The sequence below is a fragment of the Kitasatospora sp. NPDC091335 genome, from assembly GCF_044757205.1.
In the GTDB taxonomy this organism is placed as follows: Bacteria; Actinomycetota; Actinomycetes; order Streptomycetales; family Streptomycetaceae; genus Kitasatospora.
This window is the reverse complement of record NZ_JBIVUM010000007.1, coordinates 32,571-57,165: the sequence shown is the minus strand read 5'-3', so window position 1 is coordinate 57,165 and position 24,595 is coordinate 32,571. Positions and strand designations below refer to the sequence as shown.

General features: G+C 76.9%; 1 protein-coding gene. It reads left to right on the top strand.

Going from position 1 to position 24,595, the window contains the following annotated elements; genetic code table 11:
- Positions 1-8: 8 nt before the first annotated feature.
- Positions 9-24,485 (top strand): type I polyketide synthase, encoded by a 24,477-nt coding sequence (locus ACIQOW_RS17295; protein ID WP_401085376.1) that lies wholly within the window; start codon positions 9-11, stop codon positions 24,483-24,485.
- Positions 24,486-24,595 lie beyond the last annotated feature (110 nt).

Below are 24,595 nucleotides of genomic sequence, written 5' to 3'. Positions count from 1 at the left end.
AGAAATCGATGAACACCCGCGGTGACAAGGCGGTCGAAGCGCTCCGGGCCTCACTCAAGGAGGTCGACCGGCTGCGCAGGCAGAACCGGGAGATCCAGGCGGCGGCCCGCGAGCCGATCGCGATCGTCGCGCTGGGCTGCCGGCTGCCCGGCGGCGTCACCGGCCCCGAGGACCTGTGGCGGCTGGTCGCGGACGGCACCGACGCGATCGGCGGGTTCCCGACCGACCGCGGCTGGGAGGAGTCCTTCCCCGGGGGCCGGGACTACGCCCGCCGGGGCGGCTTCATCGGCGACGCGACCGAGTTCGACGCCGAACTGTTCGGCATCAACCCGCGCGAGGCGCTGGCGATGGACCCCCAGCAGCGGCTGCTGCTGGAGGTCGCCTGGGAGACCTTCGAGCGGGCGGGCATCGATCCGCGGTCCGTGGCGGGCAGCGAGACCGGCGTCTTCGTCGGCGCCTCCCCGTCCGGCTACGACGGCGTCGGCCGGCTGCCCGACAACACCGCGGGCTACCACCTGACCGGCACCGCGAGCGGGGTGCTCTCCGGCCGGCTCTCGTACGTGTTCGGCCTGGAGGGCCCGGCCGTCACGGTGGACACCGCCTGCTCCTCCGCGCTGGTCGCGCTGCACCTGGCCGTCCAGTCGCTGCGCCAGGGCGAGTGCGGGCTGGCGCTGGCCGGCGGCGTCGCGGTGATCAGCACCCCGGCGGCCTTCGGCGAGTTCGGCAAGCAGGGCGGCCTGGCCGCCGACGGGCGCTGCAAGTCCTTCGCCGCCGCGGCGGACGGCACGGGCTGGGGCGAGGGCGTCGGCGTGCTGCTGCTGGAGCGGCTCTCCGACGCGCGCCGCAACGGCCACGAGGTGCTGGCGGTCGTCCGCGGCAGCGCCGTCAACCAGGACGGTGCCTCCAACGGCCTCACCGCCCCCAACGGTCCCTCGCAGGAGCGGGTGATCCGCCAGGCGCTCGCCAACGCCCGGCTGGAACCGGCCGACGTGGACGCCGTCGAGGCGCACGGCACCGGCACCCGGCTCGGCGACCCGATCGAGGCCGAGGCGCTGCAAGCCGTCTACGGGCGCGGCCGGAGCGCCGAACGGCCGCTGCTGCTCGGCTCGTTGAAGTCCAACGTGGGGCACACCCAGGCCGCGGCGGGTGCCGTCGGCATGATCAAGAGCGTGCTGGCGCTGCGCCACGGCCTGCTGCCGGCCACCCTGCACGTGGACGCCCCGACCCCGCACGTCGAGTGGACGGGCGGCGGCGTCGAGCTGCTGACCGAGGCCCGCCCCTGGCCGCAGGCCGAGCGGACCCGGCGGATCGGCGTCTCCGCGTTCGGCGTCGGCGGCACCAACGCCCATGTGCTCATCGAGGAGAGCCCCGCCGAGGTCGAGGCCGAAGCCGGCACCGGGGCCGGGGCCGAGCCGCCGGCGGCGGCGTCCGGTCCGGTGGCCTGGCCGGTGTCAGCGCAGAGTGCGCAGGCGCTGCGAGCCCAGGCGGCACGGCTGGCCGGATGGCTCGGTCCCGACACCGACCCGGGCGAGGTGGCCTGGTCGCTGGCCACCACCAGGGCCGGACTGGCCCACCGGGCAGTGGTGCTCGGGGCCGACCGGGACGGCCTGGCGGCGCTGGCGGAGGGCCGTCCCGCGGCCGGTGTGGTGTCGGGCGTCGCGGTCGAGGGCCGTACGGCGTTCCTGTTCACGGGGCAGGGTGCGCAGCGGGCCGGGATGGGCAAGGGCCTGTACGAGGCGTTCCCGGTGTTCGCGGCGGCCTTCGACGAGGTCTGCGCCGGGTTCGACCTGGGCGGGCCGCTCAGGGACGTGGTGTTCGGGGGCGCGGAGGATCTGGACCGTACGGTGTGGGCGCAGGCCGGGCTGTTCGCGGTCGAGGTCGCGTCGTACCGTTTGCTCGAATCCTGGGGTGTGGTACCGGACTTCCTGCTCGGGCACTCGATCGGTGAGATCGCCGCCGCCCATGTGGCGGGGGTGTTCTCGCTGGCCGACGCGTGTGCGCTGGTGGCGGCGCGTGGCCGGCTGATGCAGGCGCTGCCGGAGGGTGGCGCGATGCTCGCCATGCAGGCCGCCGAGGCCGAGGTGCGTGCGGAGGTCGGTGGCCGGCTGGACGTCGCGGCGGTCAACGGCCCGACGTCCGTGGTGGTTTCCGGGCCCGTCGAGGCGGTGGAGGCGTTCGCGGCCGAGTGGTCCGCGCAGGGTCGCAAGACCAGCCGGCTGGCTGTCTCGCACGCGTTCCACTCGGCGCTGATGGAGCCGATGCTCGCCGAATTCGCCGCCGTGCTCGGTGAGTTGACCTTCGCCGAGCCGCAGATCCCGCTGGTCTCCAACCTGACCGGCGAACTCTCCGGGCCAGGGCTGGTCACCACCCCGGACTACTGGCTGCGTCAGGTCCGCGAGGCCGTGCGCTTCGCCGACGGTGTCGACACCCTGGGCCGTCAGGGGGTCACCAGGTTCGTCGAACTCGGCCCGGACGCCGTGTTGTCCGGTCTGGCCGGACAGTCGGCCGCCGACGGGACCTTCGCCCCGCTGATGCGCCGCGAGCGGGACGAGGCCGAGACCGCCCTGACCGCCCTGGCCGTCCTCTGGACCACCGGTGGCGAGCTCGACTGGCGGTCCGTCCTGCCGGCCGGCCGCAGGCTGGACCTGCCGACCTACGCCTTCCAGCGCGAACGCTTCTGGCCCGACGTGCCGCTCGACGCGCCCGGCTCCCCCGAGGACGCCCGGTTCTGGGCGGCCGTGGAGCGCGCCGACGTCTCCGAACTGGCCACCACCCTGAGGCTGGCGGACACCCCGGAGGTCCTGGACGGCGTCGTCCCCGCGCTCTCCGCGTGGCGGCGCTCGCGCCGGCAGGAGGCGGTCGTCGACTCCTGGCGCTACCGGGTGGAGTGGCAGCCGCTGGCGGTGCCGGAGGCCGCCGGGCCGTCCGGCACCTGGCTGCTCGTCACCGCCGCCGAGGCCGCACCCGACCAGGCCGTGTCCGCCGAGACCGGACCCGCCGAGACCGCACCCGGCCAGGGCGGCCCGGCCGAAGCCGTGGCAGCGGCGCTGCGGGAGGCCGGGGCGCAGGTCACCACCCTGACGGCGGCCGGCGACCTGGCCGCCCTCGCCGAGCGGCTGGCCACCGAGGACCCCGCCGGTGTGGTGTTCCTGGCCGGCTCCGCCGCCGGCGGGCTGCCGGTGCCCGGCGACCTCGCCGCCCTGCTGCTGCTCTTCCAGGCGCTCGGCGACGTGGGCTCGCGGGCCCCGCTGTGGTGCCTGACCCGGGGCGCGGTCTCCACCGGGGACGAGGACGGGTCGCAGGCCCCCGAGCAGTCGCTGCTGTGGGGCCTCGGCCGGGTCGCCGCGCTGGAACAGCCGGACCGCTGGGGCGGGTTGATCGACCTGCCGCCCGTCCTGACCGCCGAGGACGGCCGACGGCTGGCCGCGCTCCTCGCCGCCGCGGGCGAGGAGGACCAGCTGGCCCTGCGCGGGGAGCGGGTGCTCGTCCGCCGGGTGGTCAGGGCGCCGCTGCCCGAGAGGCCCGCCGAGGAGTGGAACACCGGCGGCACCGTCCTGATCACCGGCGGGACGGGCGCCCTCGGCGGGGACACGGCGCGCTGGCTGGCGGGCCGGGGCGTGCCGCACCTGCTGCTGACCAGCCGCCGGGGCCCGGCCGCGCCGGGCGTGGACGAGCTGGTGGCCGAACTGACCGCGCTGGGCAGCCGGGTGACGGTCGCCGCCTGCGACGTGACCGACCGGGAGTCGCTGACCGGGCTGCTGGCCGGCATCCCGGCCGAGTACCCGCTGACCGGCGTGGTGCACACCGCCGGAGTCGGCTCGCCCGGTCCGCTGATGGAGACCGGCCCTGAGGCCGTCGCCGAGGTGATCGGCGGCAAGGCGGCCGGCGCCGCGCTGCTGGACGAACTGACCGACGGCCTCGACCTGTTCGTGGTGTTCTCGTCGATCGCCGGCCTCTGGGGCAGCGGCGGCCAGGGCGCCTACGCGGCCGGGAACGCGTTCCTGGACGCGCTGGTGGAGAACCGCCGGGCCCGCGGCCTGGCCGGGACCTCGGTCGCCTGGGGCCCCTGGGCCCAGGCCGGCATGGCCGACGACGCTGACTTCGAGGACTTCCTGCGCCGCCGCGGCCTGTCCGGGCTGGACCGGACGACGGCGATCCTGGCCCTGGCCGGGATCGTCGACCGGGACGAGGGCTGCGTGGCCGTCGCGGACGTCGACTGGGAGCGGTTCGGGCCCTCGTTCGCCTCCGGCCGGCCCAGCCCGCTGCTGAGCGAACTGGCCGAGACGGCCGGGACCACCGGCACCGCAGGCGCGCCCGCCGTCTCCTCGGAACTGCGGGACGCGCTCGCCGCCGCGCCCGAGGGCGAGCGCTCGCGCCTGCTGCTGGAGGTGGTCAGGGCCCGCACCGCGCTGGTCCTCGGGCGCCCGACCACCGAGGCGGTGGAGCCGCGCCGGGCCTTCCGAGACCTGGGCTTCGACTCGCTGACCGCCGTCGAACTGCGCAACCGGCTCGGCGAGGAGACCGGCCTGAGGCTGGCCGCGACGCTGGTCTTCGACCACCCGACGCCCGCCGCGCTGACCGAGCACCTGCTCGGCGAGCTGTTCGGCACGGCCGAGGAGGCTCCGCCACGGGCACCGGTGACGGCCGCGGTGGACGACGAGCCGATCGCGATCGTCGGCATGAGCTGCCGCTACCCCGGCGGCGTCCGTTCCGCCGGGCAGCTGTGGGAGCTGGTGGCCGAAGGCCGGGACGGCGTCGGCGACTTCCCCACCGACCGCGGCTGGCCCGAGGGCGGCTCGTACGTCCGGCGCGGCGGCTTCCTGGACGACGCCACCGAGTTCGACGCCGGCATGTTCGGCATCTCGCCGCGCGAGGCGCTGGCGATGGACCCCCAGCAGCGGCTGCTGCTGGAGGCGGTCTGGGAGGCGTTCGAGAACGCCGGCATCGACCCGTTCTCGCTCGGCCGCTCGTCGACCGGCGTGATGATCGGCGCCTCCTCCTCCGGCTACGGCCTCGGCATGGAGATGCCCGCCAACGTCGAGGGCCACCTGCTCACCGGCACCGTCAGCAGCGTGCTGTCCGGCCGGGTGTCGTACACCTTCGGCCTGGAGGGCCCCGCCGTCACCATCGACACCGCGTGCTCCTCCTCGCTGGTCGCCCTGCACCTGGCGGCGCAGGCACTGCGCCGCGGGGAGTGCGGGATGGCGCTGGCCGGCGGCGTCGCGGTGATCGTCTCCCCCGGGGTGTTCGCCGAGTTCGACAAGCAGAACGGCCTGGCCGCCGACGGCCGCTGCAAGGCCTTCGCCGCCGCCGCGGACGGCACCTCCTGGGCCGAGGGCGTCGGCGTGCTGGTGCTGGAGCGGCTCTCCGAGGCCCGCCGCAAGGGCCACCGGGTGCTCGCCGTGCTCCGGGGCAGCGCGGTCAACCAGGACGGCGCCTCGAACGGCCTGTCCGCCCCGAACGGCCCCTCCCAGCAGCGGGTGATCCGCCAGGCCCTGGCCGACGCGGGCCTCACCACCGCCGACGTGGACGCGGTCGAGGCGCACGGCACCGGCACCCGGCTCGGCGACCCGATCGAGGCCCAGGCCCTGCTCGCCACCTACGGCCGGGAGCGCACCGGAGAGCCGCTCTGGCTCGGCTCGGTGAAGACCAACATCGGCCACACCCAGGCCGCCGCGGGCGTCGCCGGGGTGATCAAGATGGTGGAGGCACTGCGGCACGGCGTGCTGCCCGCGACCCTGCACGTGGACGAGCCCTCCCCGCACGTGGACTGGTCGGCCGGCGCGGTCGAACTGCTCACCGAGGCCAGGCCCTGGCCGGAGGCGGACCGGCCGCGCCGCGCCGCCGTCTCCTCCTTCGGCATCAGCGGCACCAACGCCCACATCATCCTGGAGGCCGCACCGGCCGCCGAGCCGGCCGGGCCCGCCGGCTCCCCGGTCGCCGAGGGGCCGCAGCCCTGGCTGCTGTCCGGCAGGACCCCGGCCGCGCTGGCCGCCCAGGCCCGGCGGCTGCGGGAGTTCGCGGCCGGCCGGCCCGGCCTCGAGGTGTCCGACGTCGCTCGCTCGCTGCTGTCCAGGGCCGCCCTGGAGCACCGCGCCGTGGTGCTCGGCACCGACCGCGCCGCCCTGCTGGACGGCCTCGGCGCCCTTGACGGCTCCGAGGGCTCCGACGGTTCCGATGGCACGGGCGGCTCCGGCGCTTCCGGCGGTGAGCGCGTGGTGCGGGGCCGGACGGTGCCCGGCGACGTGGTGTTCGTGTTCCCCGGCCAGGGCTCCCAGTGGGTCGGCATGGCCCGCGAACTGATGGACGCCTCACCGGTGTTCGCCGAGCGGATGGCCGCCTGCGCGGCGGCCCTGGCACCCTGGACGGACTGGGCGCTGACCGAGGTCCTGGACGACGAGGAGCAGCTCGCCAGGACGGAGGTGGTCCAGCCGGCGCTGTGGGCGATCCTGGTCTCGCTGGCCGAGGTCTGGCGGTCGTACGGGGTCGAGCCCTCGGCCGTGGTCGGCCACTCCCAGGGCGAGATCGCCGCCGCGGTGGTGGCCGGCGCCCTGACCCTGGAGGACGGCGCCAAGGCGGTCGCCCTGCGCGGCCTGGCGCTGACCGAACTGGCCGGCGGCGGCGCGATCGCGGCGCTGGCGGTCGACGAGGAGCGCGCGCGGGAGCTGATCGCACCGTACGACGGACGGCTCTCGGTGGCCGCGCACAACGGCCCGTCCTCGACCGTGGTCTCGGGCGAGCCCGCGGCCCTGGCGGAGCTGCTGGCGCTCTGCGAGGCCGACGGCACCTGGGCCCGGCTCATCCCGATGAACTACGCCTCTCACTCCGCCCAGGTCGAGCGGGTCCGCGAACGGGTCCTGACGGACCTCGCCGGGATCACCCCGGTGGCCTCCCGGATCCCGCTGTACTCCACGCTGACCGGCGAGCCGATCGACACCGCGCGGATGGACGCCCGGTACTGGTACGACAACCTGCGCTCCACCGTCCGCTTCGAGCAGGCCGTCCGCGCCCTGCTCGCCGACGGCCGGACGGTGTTCATCGAGTGCAGCCCGCACCCGGTGCTCACCCTCGGCGTCCAGGAGACCGCCGACGCGGCCGGCGTCGACGCAGCCGCGCTGGGCACCCTGCGGCGCGACCACGGCGGCCCCGCCCAGCTGTCGGCCGCCCTCGCCGAGGCCTGGACGGCCGGTGCGGCCGTCGACTTCACCCCCGCGGTGCCCGCCGGGCCCACGGTCGAACTGCCCTCCTACGCCTTCCAGCGCGAGCGCTACTGGCCGCGGTCCGTGGTGGCCGCGGGCGACCTGGCCACGGTCGGCCAGGTCGTCACCGCCCACGCCCTGCTGGGTGCCGCCGTCCCGCTGCCCGGCGACGCCCTGCTGCTGACCGGGCGGCTGAGCGCGGCCGGCCAGGGCTGGCTGGCCGACCACGCGGTGCGCGGCGACGTGCTGGTGCCCGGCACCGCGTTCGTCGAGATGGCCCTGCGGGCCGGCGAGCAGGCCGGCTGCGCCCACCTCGCCGAACTGGTGCTTCAGGCACCGCTGGTGCTGCCCGCGGCGGGCGGCGTCGCGGTCCAGGTGAGCGTCGGCGGCGCCGACGGCACCGGCAGCCGCACCTTCGAGGTGTTCTCCCGGCCGGACGCCGCCGGCACCGAGCTGGTCTGCCACGCCACCGGCGTGCTCGCCCCGGCCGCCGCGCCGCAGGACGGGCCCGACCTCTCGGTGTGGCCGCCCGCCGGGGCCGAGCCGGTCGAGGTCGAGGGCTTCTACGCGGCGCTGACCACGGTCGGCTTCGGCTACGGCCCCGCCTTCCGGGGGCTGCGCGCCGCCTGGCGCGACGGCGCCACCGTCTACGCCGAGGTCGCGCTGCCGTCGGACGTCCCGGCCGACGGCTACGGGGTGCATCCCGCCCTGCTGGACTCCGCCCTGCACGCCGTCTCGCTCACCGCCGAGCCCGGCACCGGCACCCGGCTGCCGTTCTCCTTCGAGGGCGTCAGTCTCCAGGCCGCAGGGGCCACCGTGCTCCGGGTGGCGCTGACGGCCGGTCCCGACGGGATCGCCCTGCACGCCGCCGACCCGGCCGGCGCGCCGGTGGTCGGCATCGCGTCGCTGACCCTGCGCGAACTCGCCGCCGACTCAGTCCGGCGGGCCGGCGAACGCGCCGTCCACGACGCCCTGTTCACCGTCGACTGGTCCCCGCTGCCGCGCCAGGCCCCGGCCCGGCCCGACACCGCGGCCTGGCGGGACCTCGGCGCCGTCGAGGCAGGCGCCGAGCCCCCGGTGGTCGTGCTGAGCGTGCCGCCCGCTCCTGCCGAGGCCCCGGCCGTGCGCCGGACCACCACCGAAGTCCTGTGCGCTGTCCAGGAGTTCCTCGACGCCGACCGCTTCGCCGCGGCCCGGCTGGTGGTCGTCACCCGCGGTGCGGTCCCGGCCGCCCCCGGCCAGCCGGTCACCGACCTGGCCGGCGCCGCGGTGTGGGGCCTGCTGCGCTCGGCGCAGTCCGAGCACCCGGGCCGGGTGCTGCTGCTGGACCGCGACCCGGTCGGCGGGGACGCCGACTGGCAGGCCTGGGCCACCGTCGACGACGAGCCGCAGCTCGCGCTGCGCGAGGGCGGGGCCCGGGTGCCCAGGCTCGCCCGGCAGAGCGCCGCCGAGGTCCTCGCCGCCCCCGACGGGACCGGTGCCTGGCGCCTGGACGTCACCGCCCAGGGCACCCTGGAGAACCTCGCCCTGGTGCCCGTCCCCGAGGCCGACGCCCCGCTGGGCGCCGGACAGGTCCGGGTGGCCGTCCGCGCGGCCGGCGTCAACTTCCGCGACGTCCTGATCACCCTCGGGATGTACCCCGACCACGCGGTGATGGGAGCGGAGGCCGCGGGTGTCGTCCTGGAGGTCGGCGCCGAGGTCACCGACCTGGCCGCCGGGGACCGGGTGTTCGGCCACTTCGACGGCGGCGGCTTCGCCAACCGGGCCGTCACCGACCGCCGGCTGCTGGCCCGGATGCCGGCCCACTGGACCTTCGCCGAGGCCGCCGCCGTACCGGTGGCGTTCACCACCGCCTACTACGGTCTGGTGGACGTGGCCGCCGCCAGGCCGGGGGAGTCGGTGCTGGTGCACGCCGCGGCCGGCGGCGTGGGCATGGCCGCCGTCCAGCTCGCCCGCCATCTGGGCCTGGAGGTGTACGGCACGGCCAGCGCCGGCAAGTGGGACGTGCTGCGAGCCGCCGGACTGGACGACGCCCACCTCGCCTCCTCCCGCGACCTGGACTTCGAGGAGTCGTTCCGCGCCGCCACCGGCGGGCGCGGCGTGGACGTGGTGCTCAACTCGCTGGCCGGCGAGTTCGTCGACGCCTCGCTGCGGCTGCTCGCCGACGGCGGGCGCTTCGCCGACATGGGCAAGGCCGACCCGCGCGACGCCGAGCGGGTCGCCGCCGACCACCGGGGCGCGCGGTACCGGGCGTTCAACCCCGCCGAGGCGGGCGCGGAGCGGGTGCGCGAGATCACCGCGGAGATCGTCGCCCTGTTCGACGCGGGCGCGCTGACCATGCTGCCGGTCACCGCCTGGGACGTCCGCGAGGCGCCCGCCGCGTTCCGCTTCATGAGCCAGGCCAGGCACGTCGGCAAGAACGTGGTCACCGTCCCGGCGCCGCTCGACCCCGAGGGCACCGTGCTGATCACCGGCGGCACCGGCACCCTGGGCGGGCTGCTGGCCCGCCACCTGGTGACCGAACGCGGCGTACGGCACCTGCTGCTGCTCAGCCGGCGCGGCGCCGACAGCCCCGGCGCGGCCGAACTGGTCGAGCAGCTCACGGAGTTGGGTGCCGAGGCGACCGTCGCGGCCTGCGACGCCGCCGACCGGGACGCGCTGGCCGCGCTGCTCGCGCGGATCCCCGCCGAGCACCCGCTGACCGGCGTCGTGCACGCGGCCGGCGTCCTGGACGACGGTGTGTTCGAGGCGATGACCCCGGAGCGGGTCGAGGCCGTGCTGCGGCCGAAGGTCGACGCCGCCGCCAACCTGCACGAACTCACCGCCGGCACCGACCTCGCGCTGTTCGTGCTGTACTCCTCGGCCTCGGCCACCTTCGGCAGCGGCGGCCAGGCCAACTACGCGGCGGCCAACGCCTTCCTGGACGGCCTCGCCTCCCACCGGCGCGCCCTCGGCCTGCCCGGCCAGGCCCTCGCCTGGGGCCTCTGGCAGGAGGCCAGCACGATGACCAGGCACCTGAACCCGGGGGCCGCCGCCCGCCCCGACCGGCTCGGGACCGGCCTGGGCACCGCGCAGGCCCTCGCGCTCTTCGACGCGGCCACCGCCGCGCCCGCGGCGCACCTCGTCCCGACCGTCCTGGACCGCACCGTCGGCGGCGAGGTCCCCGCGCTGCTGCGCGGCCTGATCCGGCCCGCCGTGCGGCGCGCCGCCGAACGGGAGGCCGGCGACGGCGCCACCCTGGCCGGCCGGCTGCGCGGCGCCTCCGCGAGCCAGCGTCGGCAGCTGCTGCTGGACCTGGTCCGCGGCAACGCCGTCACCGTGCTGGGCTACGCCGACGCCGAGGCGATCGGCGCCCGGCAGGCCTTCCGCGACCTCGGCTTCGACTCGCTGACCGCGGTCGAGCTGCGCAACCGGCTCAACAGCGCCACCGGCCTGCGGCTGCCCGCCACCGCGGTGTTCGACCACCCCAACCCCACCGCGCTCGCCGACCACCTGGCCACCCGGCTGCTGGGCGACAGCGCCCCGGCGCCCGTCCCCACCGCCCCGGTGCCGACCGCCGCTCCCGGCGATCCGGTCGCGATCGTCGGCATGGCCTGCCGGCTGCCCGGCGGCGTCGCCTCCCCGGCCGACCTGTGGCGGCTGGTGGCCGCGGGCGAGGAGGGCATCACCGCCTTCCCGGTTGACCGCGGCTGGGCGCAGGACACCGTCGCCGGCGAGGCCGCCAGGGGCGGATTCGTGGACGGCGCCACCGACTTCGACGCCGGGCTGTTCGGCATCTCGCCGCACGAGGCCCTCGCGATGGACCCCCAGCAGCGGCTGCTGCTGGAGACCGCCTGGGAGGCCTTCGAGGACGCGGGCATCGTCCCCGCCGCTCCCGGCAGCCGCTCCACCGGCGTCTTCGTCGGCGCCGCCGCGTCCCACTACGGGCTCGGCACCCGCATCCCGGACGGCGCGATCGGCCACCTGATGACCGGCAACGCGACCAGCGTCGCCTCCGGCCGGCTGGCCTACGTGTTCGGCCTGGAGGGCCCGGCGGTCACCGTCGACACCGCCTGCTCCTCCTCACTGGTGGCCCTGCACCTCGCCGTGCAGGCCCTGCGCAACGGCGAGTGCGACCTCGCGCTGGCCGGCGGGGTCACCGCGCTCGCCACGCCGGGCGTGATCACCGAGTTCGAACGGCAGGGCGGCCTGGCCTCCGACGGGCGCTGCAAGGCCTTCTCGGAGGACGCGGACGGCACCGGGATGTCCGAGGGCGTCGGCCTGCTGCTGGTCGAGCGGCTCTCGGACGCCCGCCGCAACGGGCACCGGGTGCTCGCGGTGGTGCGGGGTTCGGCCGTGAACCAGGACGGCGCGTCCAACGGTCTGACGGCGCCCAACGGGCCCTCGCAGGAGCGGGTGATCCGTCAGGCACTGGCCAGTGCCGGGCTGTCGGCCGCCGAGGTCGACGCGGTGGAGGCACACGGCACCGGTACCCGGCTCGGCGACCCGATCGAGGCCCAGGCCCTGCTGGCGACGTACGGCCAGGACCGGCCCGGCGACCGGCCGCTGCGGCTGGGCTCGGTGAAGTCCAACATCGGCCACACCCAGGCCGCGGCCGGTGTCGCCGGGGTGATCAAGATGGTGGAGGCGATGCGGCACGGCGTGCTGCCCGCCACCCTGCACGCGGACCGGCCGACCTCCCACGTGGACTGGTCGACGGGAACGATCGAGCTGCTGACCGAGGCCAGGCCCTGGCCGGAGGCCGGACAGCCGCGCCGCGCGGGCGTGTCCTCGTTCGGCATCAGCGGCACCAACGCCCACGTGGTGCTGGAGGAGGCGCCGGCGGAGGAAGCGGCCGGGCCGGCCGCACCGGCGCAGGAGCCGACCCCGTGGGTGGTGTCGGCGCAGAGCGCGGCGGGCCTGCGGGCCCAGGCGGCCCGGCTGGCCGGGTGGCTGGAGCCGGACGCCCGCCCGGAGGAGGTGGCCCGGTCACTGGCGACCGGACGCACCGGGCTGGCCCACCGCGCCGTCGTGCTCGGCGGCGACCGGGCGGCGATGCTGGACGGCCTGGCGGCGCTGGCGGAGGGCCGTCCCTCCGGCGGCGTGGTCTCCGGGGTGGTGGCGGAGGGCCGGACGGCGTTCCTGTTCACCGGCCAGGGGGCGCAGCGCGTCGGGATGGGCAAGGGCCTGTACGGGGCGTTCCCGGTGTTCGCCGAGGCCTTCGACGCCGTCTGCGCGGAGTTCGGCCCTGACCTGCCGCTGAAGGACGTGGTGTTCGAGGGCGCGGAGGACCTGGACCGTACGGTGTGGGCGCAGGCCGGGCTGTTCGCCGTCGAGGTGGCGCTGTTCCGGCTGCTGGAGTCCTGGCAGGTGGTCCCCGACCTGCTGCTCGGGCACTCGATCGGCGAGATCGCGGCCGCGCACGTCGCCGGGGTGTTCTCGCTGGCCGACGCGTGCGCGCTGGTCGCGGCGCGGGGCCGGCTGATGCAGGCGCTGCCGGGCGGCGGCGCGATGCTCGCCGTGCAGGCCGCCGAGACCGAGGTGCGTACCGGGATCGGTGACCGGCTGGACGTCGCCGCCGTCAACGGGCCCGCCTCCGTGGTGGTTTCGGGCCCGGCGGAGGTCGTCGACGAGTTCGCCGCACGCTGGAAGGCCGAGGGCCGCAAGACCAGCCGGCTGACCGTCTCGCACGCCTTCCACTCGGCGCTGATGGAGCCGATGCTCGCCGAATTCGCCGCCGTCCTGGCCGAGTTGACCTTCAACGAGCCGCAGTTCCCGATGGTCTCCGACCTGACCGGGGAACTCGCCGAGCCAGGGCTGATGTCCACCCCCGACTACTGGGTGCGCCAGGTCCGCGAAGCGGTCCGCTTCGCCGACGGCGTGGACACCCTGCGCCGCCAGGGCGCCACCCGCCTCGTCGAGGTCGGCCCGGACGGGGTGCTGACCGCACTCGCCGGCCAGAGCGCCCCCGACACGGCCGGCGTACCGCTGCTGCGCAGGGACCGGGACGAGCGGGAGACACTGCGCACCGCCCTGGCCACGCTCTGGACGGCCGGCGCCGAGATCGACTGGCCTGCCCTGCTGCCCGCCGCCCGGCGGGTACCGCTGCCCACCTACGCCTTCCAGCGCGAGCGGTACTGGCCCGAGGCGGCCGAGCCGACGCACACCGCGGCCGACCCGGACGAGGCCCGGTTCTGGGCGGCCGTCGAACGCGAGGACCTGGACGGGCTCGCCGAGACCCTGGACATCGAGGGGGCGCCCGAGCACCTCGGGTCCGTCCTGCCGGTGCTCTCCTCCTGGCGGCGGTCGCGCCGGCAGGACGCGGTGATCGGCTCCTGGCGCTACCGGGCGACCTGGAAGCCCCTCGCCGGGCTCGCCGGGGCCGCGCTCTCCGGCACCTGGCTGCTGGCCGCGCCGGAAGGCTCCGAGCCGGGGGCCGCCCTGGCCGCCGCGCTGCGGGACGCCGGGGCCGAGGTGCTCCCGCTCGACCTCGACGCCCCGCCCGCCGACGCCGCCGGCGTCGTCGCGCTGCTCCCGTCGGACGACGCGGTGGCCGACGCCGTCGGCCTGCTGCGGGCACTGGGCGAGGCGGGCGTCGACGCCCCGCTCTGGCTGGCCACCGCCGGCGCCGTCTCGACCGGCCGCTCCGACCCGCTGCGCGACCCCGCCCAGGCCCGGCTCTGGGGCCTCGGCCGGGTCGCGGCGCTGGAGCACCCGCAGCGCTGGGGCGGGCTGATCGACCTCCCGGCCGTGCTCGACCCGCCGTCGGCCAGGCGCGCCGTGGCCGTCCTCGGCGGCGGCACCGGCGAGGACCAGGTCGCCGTCCGTGGCGCCGGGGTGTACGGCCGCCGCCTGGTCCGCGCCGCCTCCGACACCGTGCCCGCCGCGCCGTGGGTGCCGTCGGGGCCGGTGCTGGTGACCGGTGGGACGGGTGCGCTGGGTGCCGAGACGGCGCGTTGGCTGGCCGGTCGGGGGGTGCCGAAGCTGGTGCTGACCAGTCGTCGGGGCGCGGAGGCGCCGGGCGTCGCCGAGCTGGTGGCGGAGCTTTCGGAGCTGGGCAGTGAGGTGGTGGTGGCCGCCTGCGGGGCGACCGACCGGGAGGGGCTGGCGGCGCTGCTCGCCGAGCACCGGCCGACCGGCGTGGTGCACGCCGCCGGTGTCGCCCAGGGCGCCGTGCCGCTCGCCGGCACCGACCGGACGGAGATCGCCAGGGTGCTCGACGGCAAGGCCGTCGGCGCCGGGCTCCTCGACGAGCTGACCGCCGGGTCGGACCTCGACCTGTTCGTGGTGTTCTCCTCGATCGCGGCCACCTGGGGCAGCGGCGGCCAGGCCGTCTACGCGGCCGCCAACGCCCACCTCGACGCCCTGGTGCAGCGCCGCAGGGCGGAGGGCCTGCGCGGCACCTCGGTCGCCTGGGGCCCGTGGGCCGGCGGCGGCATGGCCGCCCGGGGTGAGGCCGCCGAACAGCTGCGCCGCCGGGGCCTGGCCGCGATGGACCCGCGGCTCGCGGTGCTCGCCCTGGCCCGCGCCGTGGACGGCGACGAGGCCTGCGTGACCGTGGCCGACGTGGACTGGACGCTGTTCGCGCCGCTGTTCGCCACCGCACGGACCAGTCCGCTGCTCGCGGACCTGCCGGAGGCGGCCGCCGCCCTGACGCCGGAGACCGCGGCCGCCGAGGACGCCTCGGGGTTCCCGGCCCGGCTGGCGGCGGCCCCGGCCGCGCGCCGCGAGCGGATGCTGCTGGACCTGGTCAGGTCCTGCGCCGCCGCCGTCCTCGGCCACGCCTCGGCGGAGGCCGTGGACGCCGGGCAGGCGTTCCGCGACCTCGGCTTCGACTCGCTGACCGCGGTGGCCCTGCGGAACCTGCTGACCAGGGACACCGGGCTGGCACTGCCCGCCACCCTCGCCTTCGACTACCCGACGCCGGCCGTCCTGGCCGCCCACCTGGCCGCGGAACTGGCCGGAGAACTGCCGGAGTCCGCGCCCACGGGGGCCGCGGAGGCACCCGTCGGACCGGCCCCCGCCCCGGACGATCCGGTGGTGATCGTCGGTATGAGCGCCCGCTACCCGGGCGGGGTGCGCTCGGCGGCGGAGCTGTGGGAGCTGGTCGCCGCCGGCGTGGACGGCGTGACCGGCTTCCCGGCGGACCGCGCCTGGCCGGTCGAGGGCATCGCCGCCGAGGCGGCGCGCGGCGGCTTCGTCGACGGCGCGACCGAGTTCGACGCGGCCCTGTTCGGCATCAGCCCGCGTGAGGCGCTGGCGATGGACCCGCAGCAACGGCTGCTGCTGGAGGCCTCCTGGGAGGCCTTCGAGGACGCCGGGATCGATCCGCGCTCGGTGCGCGGCGGACAGATCGGCGTCTTCGTCGGCGCCTCGAACTCCGGCTACAACGCCGTCGGAGGCCTGGAGGAGGCGAGGAACCACCTCCTGGCCGGATCGGCGAACAGCGTGATCTCCGGCCGGGTGGCGTACACCTTCGGCCTGGAGGGCCCGGCGGTCACCGTCGACACCGCCTGCTCCTCCTCCCTGGTCGCGCTGCACTGGGCGGCGCAGGCACTGCGCGAGGGCGACTGCGAGACCGCCCTGGCCGGCGGTGTGACGGTGATGGTCTCCCCGGCCGCCTTCGGCGAGTTCGACCGCCAGGGCGGGCTGGCCTCCGACGGCCGCTGCAAGTCCTTCGGCGCCGGCGCGGACGGTACGGGCTGGGGCGAGGGCGTCGGCGTCCTGCTGGTCGAGCGGCTCTCCACCGCCCGGCGCAACGGGCACCGGGTGCTGGCCGTGCTGCGCGGCAGCGCCGTCAACCAGGACGGCGCCTCCAACGGCCTCACCGCGCCGAACGGCCCCGCCCAGCAGCGGGTGATCCGCCAGGCGCTGGCGAGCGCCGGGCTGTCCCCGGCCGACGTGGACGCGGTGGAGGCGCACGGCACCGGCACCGTCCTGGGCGACCCGATCGAGGCCCAGGCGCTGCTGGCGACCTACGGCCAGGACCGTGCCGGCGAGCCGCTCTGGCTCGGCTCCGTCAAGTCCAACATCGGCCACACCCAGGCCGCCGCCGGCGTCGCCGGGGTGATCAAGATGGTGCAGGCGATGCGCCACGGCGTCCTCCCGGCCACCCTGCACGCGGAGCGGCCCAGCCCGCAGGTGGACTGGTCGGCCGGCGCGGTGGAACTGCTCACCGAGGCCCGTCCGTGGCCCGAGGCCGAGCGACCGCGCCGCGCGGGCGTCTCCTCCTTCGGCATCAGCGGCACCAACGCCCACGTCATCCTGGAGAGCGTGCCGGCCACCCCGGCCGAGGAGCCGGCCGCCGCACCGGCGCTGCCCGCCTGGACGGTCTCGGCGAAGACCGCCGAGGGCCTGCGCGACCAGGCGGAGCGCCTGCGCGCCTTCGTCGCACCGGGCGCGGACGTCCGGGACGTCGCCTGGTCGCTGGCCGGCAGCCGGGCGGACCTGGACCACCGGGCCGTGGTCGTCGGCGCCGACCACGCCGAACTCCTGCGCGGCCTGGCCGCGCTGGCCGCCGGCGAACCCGACGCCACCCTGGTCACCGGCACGGTCGCCGACCGCCGCACCGCCTTCCTGTTCACCGGCCAGGGCTCGCAGTACGCCGCCATGGGGCGCGGACTGTACGAGACCTTCCCGGTGTTCGCGGACGCCTTCGACGCGGTCCGCGCGGAGCTGGACCTCCGGCTCGACCGGCCGCTCGGCGAGGCGGTGTTCGAGGGCACCGATCTCGACCTGACGGGGTGGACCCAGGCCGGGCTGTTCGCGGTCGAGGTCGCGTCCTTCCGGCTGCTGGAATCCTGGGGCGTGGTACCGGACTTCCTGCTCGGCCACTCGATCGGCGAGATCGCCGCGGCACACGTCGCCGGGGTGTTCTCGCTGGCCGACGCGTGTGCGCTGGTCGCGGCGCGGGGCCGGCTGATGCAGGCGCTGCCGGAGGGCGGCGCGATGCTGGCGGTCGAGGCCGCCGAGGCCGAGGTGCGCGCGGAGATCGGCGAGCGGTTGGACGTCGCCGCCGTCAACGGGCCCACCTCCGTGGTGGTTTCGGGCCCGGCGGAGGCCGTCGAGGAGTTCGCCGAGCGCTGGAAGTCCGAGGGGCGCCGTACCCGCCGGCTGACCGTCTCGCACGCCTTCCACTCGGCCCTGATGGAGCCGATGCTCGCCGAATTCGCCGCCGTCCTGGCCGAGTTGGAGTTCGCCGAGCCGGGCATTCCGATCGTCTCCAACCTGACCGGCACGACGGCCGGGCCAGGGCTGCTCACCACCCCCGACTACTGGCTGCGCCAGGTCCGCGAGGCCGTCCGCTTCGCCGACGGCGTCGAGACCCTGCACCGCGAGGGTGTCACCCGGTTCGCGGAGCTGGGACCGGACGGCGTGCTGTGCGCGATGGCCCAGCAGACCGTCGCGGACGGCGTGTTCGCCCCGCTGCTGCGCCGCGGCCGGGAGGACTCCCTGACCGCGCTGCGGGCGCTGGCCCGGCTGTGGGCCGACGGAGCCGAGGCCGACTGGTCCGCGGTGCTGCCCGCGGGGCGGCGGGTGGAGCTGCCGACGTACGCCTTCCAGCGGCAGCGGTTCTGGCCGCGGACCGGCGCGTCCGGTCCCGTGGCGGCCGGGGACACGGTGGACGCCAGGTTCTGGGACGCCGTGGAGCGCGAGGACCTCGGCGACCTGGCCGAGCTGCTGGACGCCCCCGACCCGGCCGGGCTGCTCGGCGCGGCCCTGCCGGTGCTCTCCTCGTGGCGGCAGCGCCGCCGGGTCGACTCGGTGGTGGACTCCTGGCGCTACCAGGCCACCTGGCGCCCGCTCACCGGCGGGGCGGCCGCTCCGGCGCTGACCGGCCGGTGGCTGCTGGTGCTCCCGCCCGCCGGTGCGGCGCACCCGCTCGCCGAGGCGGTGGCGGCGGCGATCCGCGCGGCGGGAGCCGAGCCGGTGCCGTTCCGGCCCGCCGGCACCGACCGGACGGACCTGGCCGCACAGCTCCTCGACGCGGGCACGGTGACGGGCGTGGTGTCACTCGCCGCCCTCACCGGGGCGCCGGCCGAGGACGCCGCGCTGTCGCAGGGCCTGGAACTCACCCTGGCCCTGTTCCAGGCGCTCGGCGACGCGGGCGTCAGCGCCCCGTTCTGGGCGCTGACCGAGCACGCGGTCTCAGTCGGCCGCTCCGACCCGGCCGCCGACGCCGGACAGGCGCAGGTCTGGGGCCTGGGCCGGGTCGCGGCCCTGGAGTCCCCGGACCGCTGGGGCGGCCTGATCGACCTGCCGTCCGCACCGGACGCCAGGGCGGGCACCCGGCTGGCCGCGGTGCTGGCCGGCGGCACCGGCGAGGACCAGGTGGCCGTGCGCGGCTCGGGCACCTACGGACGCCGGCTGGTCAGGGCGGCCGCGGGACAGGGCGCGCCGTCCGGAACGGGCACCGGATCGCCGTCGGGCTCGCCGTCGGGCTCGCCGTCGGGTTTGCCGTCCGGATCGCCGGCCTGGTCGCCGGCCGTCGAGGGGACCGTCCTGGTCACCGGCGGGACCGGTGCGCTGGGCGCCACCGTCGCCCGCTGGCTGGCCGGGAGCGGCGTGGCCCGGGTGGTGCTGACCGGCCGTCGCGGCGCGGACGCGCCGGGCATGACGGGCCTGGTCGCCGAGTTGGCGGAGCAGGGCACCGAGGCCGTGGTCGCGGCCTGCGACGTGACCGACCGGGCCGCGCTGGCCGAGGTGCTCGCCGCGATCCCGGAGGACCGCCCGCTGACCGGCGTGGTGCACGCCGCCGGCGTGCTGGACGACGGCACCCTCGACTCCCTCACCCCGGAACGCCTCCGGACGGTGCTGGCCGCCAAGGCGGCCGGCCTGGTCGCCCTGGACGAGCTGACGCGGGGCCACGAGCTGGAGTTCTTCGTCGTCTTCTCCTCGCTGGCCGGCACCGTCGGCAGCGCCGGGCAGGGCAACTACGCCGCCGCCAACGCCTTCGTGGACGCCTGGACGGCCGGGCGGCGCGAGCGCGGTCTGCCGGGTGTCTCGGTCGCCTGGGGCCCGTGGGCGAACGAGGGGATGGCGGCCGATCCGGCCCTGGTGCAGCGGCTGCGCCGCGGCGGCCTGCCGCCGATGGACCCGGCGCTCGCCGTCACGGCGCTGGCCCGGGCGATCGGCCACGACCAGGCCACCCTGGTGGTCGCCGACGTCGACTGGCCGCTGTTCGCGGCCGGCCTGGCCGGGCTGCGGCCCAGCGCGCTGCTGGCCGACCTGCCGGAGGCCGCCGAGGCCGCCGCCGGCGCCGCCCGGGGCACCGGGCGGGCGGCGGAGTTCAGGACCGAACTGGAGGCCGCGCCGGAGACCAGGCGCCCCGGACTGCTGCTGGACGCCGTACGGTCCTGGGCCGCGGCGGTGCTCGGCCACGGCTCACCGGACGCGGTCGGCGCCGAACAGGCCTTCCGCGACCTCGGGTTCGACTCGGTGACGGCGGTGGAGTTCCGGAACCTGGCGACCGCCAGGACCGGCCTCGCGCTGCCCGCCACCCTGGTCTTCGACCGGCCGACCCCGGCCGCGCTGGCGCGCAACCTGGCCGAGCGGCTGTTCGGCGCGGCCGAGCCCGGCGGTGCCGTCGAGGCGGCGGGAGGCACCAGGGCCGAGGCGGTGGGCGGCGCCAGGGCCGAGGACGAGCCGATCGTGATCGTCGGCATGGCCTGCCGCTTCCCCGGCGGCGCCGGCTCGCCGGAGGCGCTCTGGGAACTGCTGTCCGACGGCGTCGACGCGATGACCGGCATCCCCGCCGACCGCGGCTGGGAGACCGGCTGGACCGGCGTGGACGCGGCCGCCCGGGGCGGATTCCTGGACGGCGTGGCGGAGTTCGACGCAGGCCTGTTCGGCATCTCGCCGCGCGAGGCCCTGGCGATGGACCCCCAGCAGCGGCTGCTGCTGGAGGCGTCCTGGGAGGCCTTCGAGTCCGCCGGAGTGGACCCGCAGGCGATGCGGGGCCGGCCGGTCGGCGTCTTCGCAGGCACCAACGGCCAGGACTACCCGCTGGTCCTCGCCGCCTCCGAGGAGGACGTGGACGGCCACGTCGTCACCGGCAACGCCGCGTCGGTGCTCTCCGGCCGGGTGGCGTACGCGTTCGGGCTCGAAGGCCCGGCGATGACGGTGGACACCGCCTGCTCCTCCTCGCTGGTCGCCCTGCACCTCGCGGGGCAGGCACTGCGGAGCGGCGAGTGCGAACTGGCCGTCGCGGGCGGCGTCTCGGTGATGTCCACCCCGGTGGTGTTCGCCGAGTTCGACCGGCAGGGCGGGCTGGCCGCCGACGGCCGCTGCAAGGCCTTCTCGGCCGCGGCGGACGGCACCGGCTGGGGCGAGGGCGTCGGCGTGCTGCTGCTGGAGCGACTCTCCGACGCTCGCCGCAACGGCCACGAGATCCTCGCCGTGGTGCGGGGCAGCGCGGTCAACCAGGACGGCGCGTCCAACGGTCTCACCGCCCCCAACGGTCCTTCGCAGGAGCGGGTGATCCGGCAGGCCCTGGCCAACGCCGGACTCTCGGCCGCCGACGTGGACGTGGTGGAGGCGCACGGCACCGGAACCCGCCTCGGCGACCCGATCGAGGCCCAGGCGCTGCTGGCCACCTACGGCCAGGACCGCGCCGGTGAGCCCCTGCTGCTGGGCTCGGTGAAGTCCAACCTCGGGCACACCCAGGCGGCGGCCGGCGTCGCCGGGGTGATCAAGATGGTGCTCGCCCTGCGGCACGGCACGGTGCCGCCGACCCTGCACGTCGCCGAGCCGACCCCGCAGGTGGACTGGACGGCGGGCGCGGTGGAGCTGGTGACGGACCGCCGGCCGTGGCCCGCCGTGGACCGGCCGGCCAGGGCGGGGGTGTCCTCCTTCGGGATCAGCGGCACCAACGCCCACGTCATCCTGGAGGCCGCTCCGGCGGCGCCGGCTCCGGCTCCGGCTCCGGACACCACGTCGGATCCGCAGGCCGACGAAGCCGGAGCCGTGCTGCCCTGGCTGCTGTCCGGGCGCTCCGCCAAGGCGCTGGCCGGCCAGGCCGAGCGGCTGCGCGCCTTCACGGCGCGGCAGGCCGGCCCGCGGCCCGAGGACGTGGCCAGGTCGCTGCTCTCCCGGGCCGGGCTGGAGCACCGCGCGGTGGTGCTCGGCGCCGACCGGGACGCCCCGCTCGGCGCCCTGGCCGCCGGCCGGCCGTCCGGCGCGCTGGTGTCGGGCGTCGCGGCCGAGGGCCGTACGGCGTTCCTGTTCACCGGTCAGGGCGCGCAGCGGGTGGGGATGGGCGCCGGGTTGTACGGGGCGTTCCCGGTGTTCGCGGAGGCCTTCGACGCGGTCTGCGGGGAACTGGACCTGTTGTTGGACCGTCCGGTGAAGGACGTGGTGTTCGGGGGCGTCGAGTACCTCGACCGTACGGTGTGGGCGCAGGCCGGGCTGTTCGCGGTCGAGGTCGCGTCCTTCCGGCTGCTGGAATCCTGGGGTGTGGTACCGGACTTCCTGCTCGGGCACTCGATCGGCGAGGTGGCGGCGGCCCATGTGGCGGGGGTGTTCTCGCTGGCCGACGCGTGCGCGCTGGTGGCGGCGCGCGGGCGGCTGATGCAGGCGCTGCCGGAGGGCGGCGCGATGCTCGCCGTCCAGGCCGCCGAGGCCGAGGTGCGCGCGGAGATCGGTGACCGGTTGGACGTCGCCGCCGTCAACGGGCTTTCCTCGGTGGTGGTTTCGGGCCCGGCGGAGGCCGTCGACGAGCTGGCCGAGCGCTGGAAGTCCGAGGGCCGACGCGTCCGGAGGCTGAGCGTCTCGCACGCCTTCCACTCGGCGCTGATGGAGCCGATGCTCGCCGAATTCGCCGCTGTCCTGGCCGGGTTGACCTTCACCGAGCCGCGCATCCCGGTCGTCTCCAACCTGACCGGCACGATCGCCGAACCCGGACTGCTGTCCACGCCGGACTACTGGGTCCGGCAGGTCCGCGAGGCCGTCCGCTTCGCCGAAGGCGTCACGCACCTGGCCGGGCAGGGCGTCACCCGGTACCTGGAACTCGGCCCCGACGGCGTGCTGTGCGGGCTGGCACAGCAGTCCGTCGCGGCGGGCACCTTCGCGCCGCTGCTGCGCAAGGGCCGCGCGGACCGGGACACCGCCGTCGAAGCGCTCGCCAGGATCTGGACGGCGGGCGCCGACGCCGACTGGACGGCCGTCCTGCCCGCCGGGCGCCGGGTGGCCCTGCCGACGTACGCCTTCCAACGGGACCGGTACTGGCCGCGGTTGCCGCTCCCGGCGGCCGGCCGGGCCTCCGGCGCGGCCCCGACGCTGGACGACTGCCTCTACCGGGTCGACTGGAAGCCGGTCGAGGTCGCCCCGGCGCGGCTGGACGGCAGCTGGCTGCTGGTCACCGACGGCTCGGACGACACCACGCCTGCGGACGCCACGTCCGCGGACACCGCGCTCGCCGACTCCGTGCTCGCGGAGCTGCCCGCCGACACCGAACCGGTCCGGCTGGCCATCGGCGACCTCGACCGGGACCAGCTGGCGGACCGGTTGCGCGCCGCCGCCGAGAAGGCGCGCGGGGTCGTCTACCTGCCCACCGGGCTGACCCGCAGCCTCCTGCTGATGCACGCCCTCGGCGACGCGGAGGTGGAGGCGCCGCTGTGGATGGTCACCCGCGGCGCGGTGGCCGTGGACGCGGCGGACCGGGTCACCCACCCCGAGCAGGCGCAGCTGTGGGGCTTCGGCCAGGCCGCCGCGCTGGAACACCCGCGGCGCTGGGGCGGGCTGGTCGACCTGCCCGCCGAGCCGGACTCCGGCACCCTCACCGCCCTCGCGGCCGTCCTCGACGGCGGCACCGGCGAGGACCAGCTCGCCCTGCGCGGCGACCGGGTGCTCGTCCGCCGGCTGACCCGCACCGACGCCGATCGGGTCCGTATCGACGCCGGTCAGGACCGCACCGACACCGGTCAGGCCCCGGCGGCGCCGTGGCGGCCGTCGCGGCCCGGCACGGTGCTGGTCACCGGCGGCACCGGCGCGCTGGGCGCGGTGGTCGCCCGCTGGCTGGTCGACCGGGGCGTCACCGACCTGGTCCTCACCAGCCGGCGCGGCTCCCGCACCCCGGGAGCCGAGGAGCTGACCGCCGAACTCACGGCGGCCGGAGCCCGGGTGACGGTCGCCGAGTGCGACGCCGCCGACCGGGACGCGCTGGCGGCGACGCTGGCCGCCGTCCCGGCCGACCGTCCGCTGATCGGCGTCGTCCACGCCGCCGGGGTCGCCCAGTCGGCGATGCTCGCGCAGACCGGCGCCGAGGACATCGCGAGGATCACCGGCGGCAAGGTCGACGGCGCCGCCCACCTGGACGAGCTCACCGCGGCGGCCGACCTGGAGCTGTTCCTGGTGTTCTCCTCCATCGCGGCCACCTGGGGCAGCGGCGGCCAGGCCCTCTACGCGGCCGGCAACGCCTACCTGGACGCCCTGGCCAGGAACCGGCGCGACCGCGGTCTTGCCGGGACCTCGGTCGCCTGGGGCCCGTGGGCGGGCGGCGGAATGGCGGGCGACGGGGCGGAGGAGTTCCTGCGCCGCCGCGGACTGACGCCGCTGGACCCGCAGTTCGCGCTCTCGGCCCTCGCGGCGGCGGTGGACGGCGGCGCGGCCGCGCTGACCGTCGCCGACGTGGACTGGTCCCGCTTCGCGCCCGCCTTCACCTCGGGCCGGCCGAGCCCGCTGCTGGGCGACCTGCCCGAGGCCGCCGACGCCCTGGCCCCGGCCGGGCCGGCGCCGGCGGAGGACGGCGGGGCGGAGGACGGCGGGGCGGACGGCGGCGCGCCGCGCGTCCGGCTGGCGGGGCTGGACGCCAAGGAGCGGACGGCCGTCCTGCTGGAGCTGATCAGGGACGTCCTGGTCGAGGTGCTCCGCTACTCCTCGGCCGAAGGCATCGACGAGACCAGGCCGTTCCGCGACCTGGGCTTCGACTCGCTCACGGCCGTCGAGTTCCGCAACCGGCTGGCCGGGGAGTGCGGGGTCCCGCTCCCGGCGACGATCGTCTTCGACCACCCGACCCCGGCCGCGCTGGCGGCCCGCCTGCACAGCACCCTGCCGGGCGCCGAGTCGGGCACGGACGTCGAGCCGCTGCTCGGGATGCTCGACGGCCTGGAGGCGGCGATGGCCGTCAGCCCGCCCGACGAGCTGTCCCGCACCAGGGTCGCCGTGCGCCTCCAGGCCTTCCTGGCCCGCTGGGCCACCGGGGCCCCGGCGGAGGAGGAGGACACCATCGCCGACCTCCTGGACGCCGCGGACGACGAGGAACTGCTCAACCTGGTCCGGGAGGAGCTGGGCAACGGCGACCTGGACTGAGCGGCCCGGAGCCGTCCGGCGGCGGTGCGGGGGCGGTGGCCGGCTCGAACCGGCCACCGCCCCCGCACCGTCCCGTGACGCTCGCGGATACCGTGGGGCCATGATGCGTG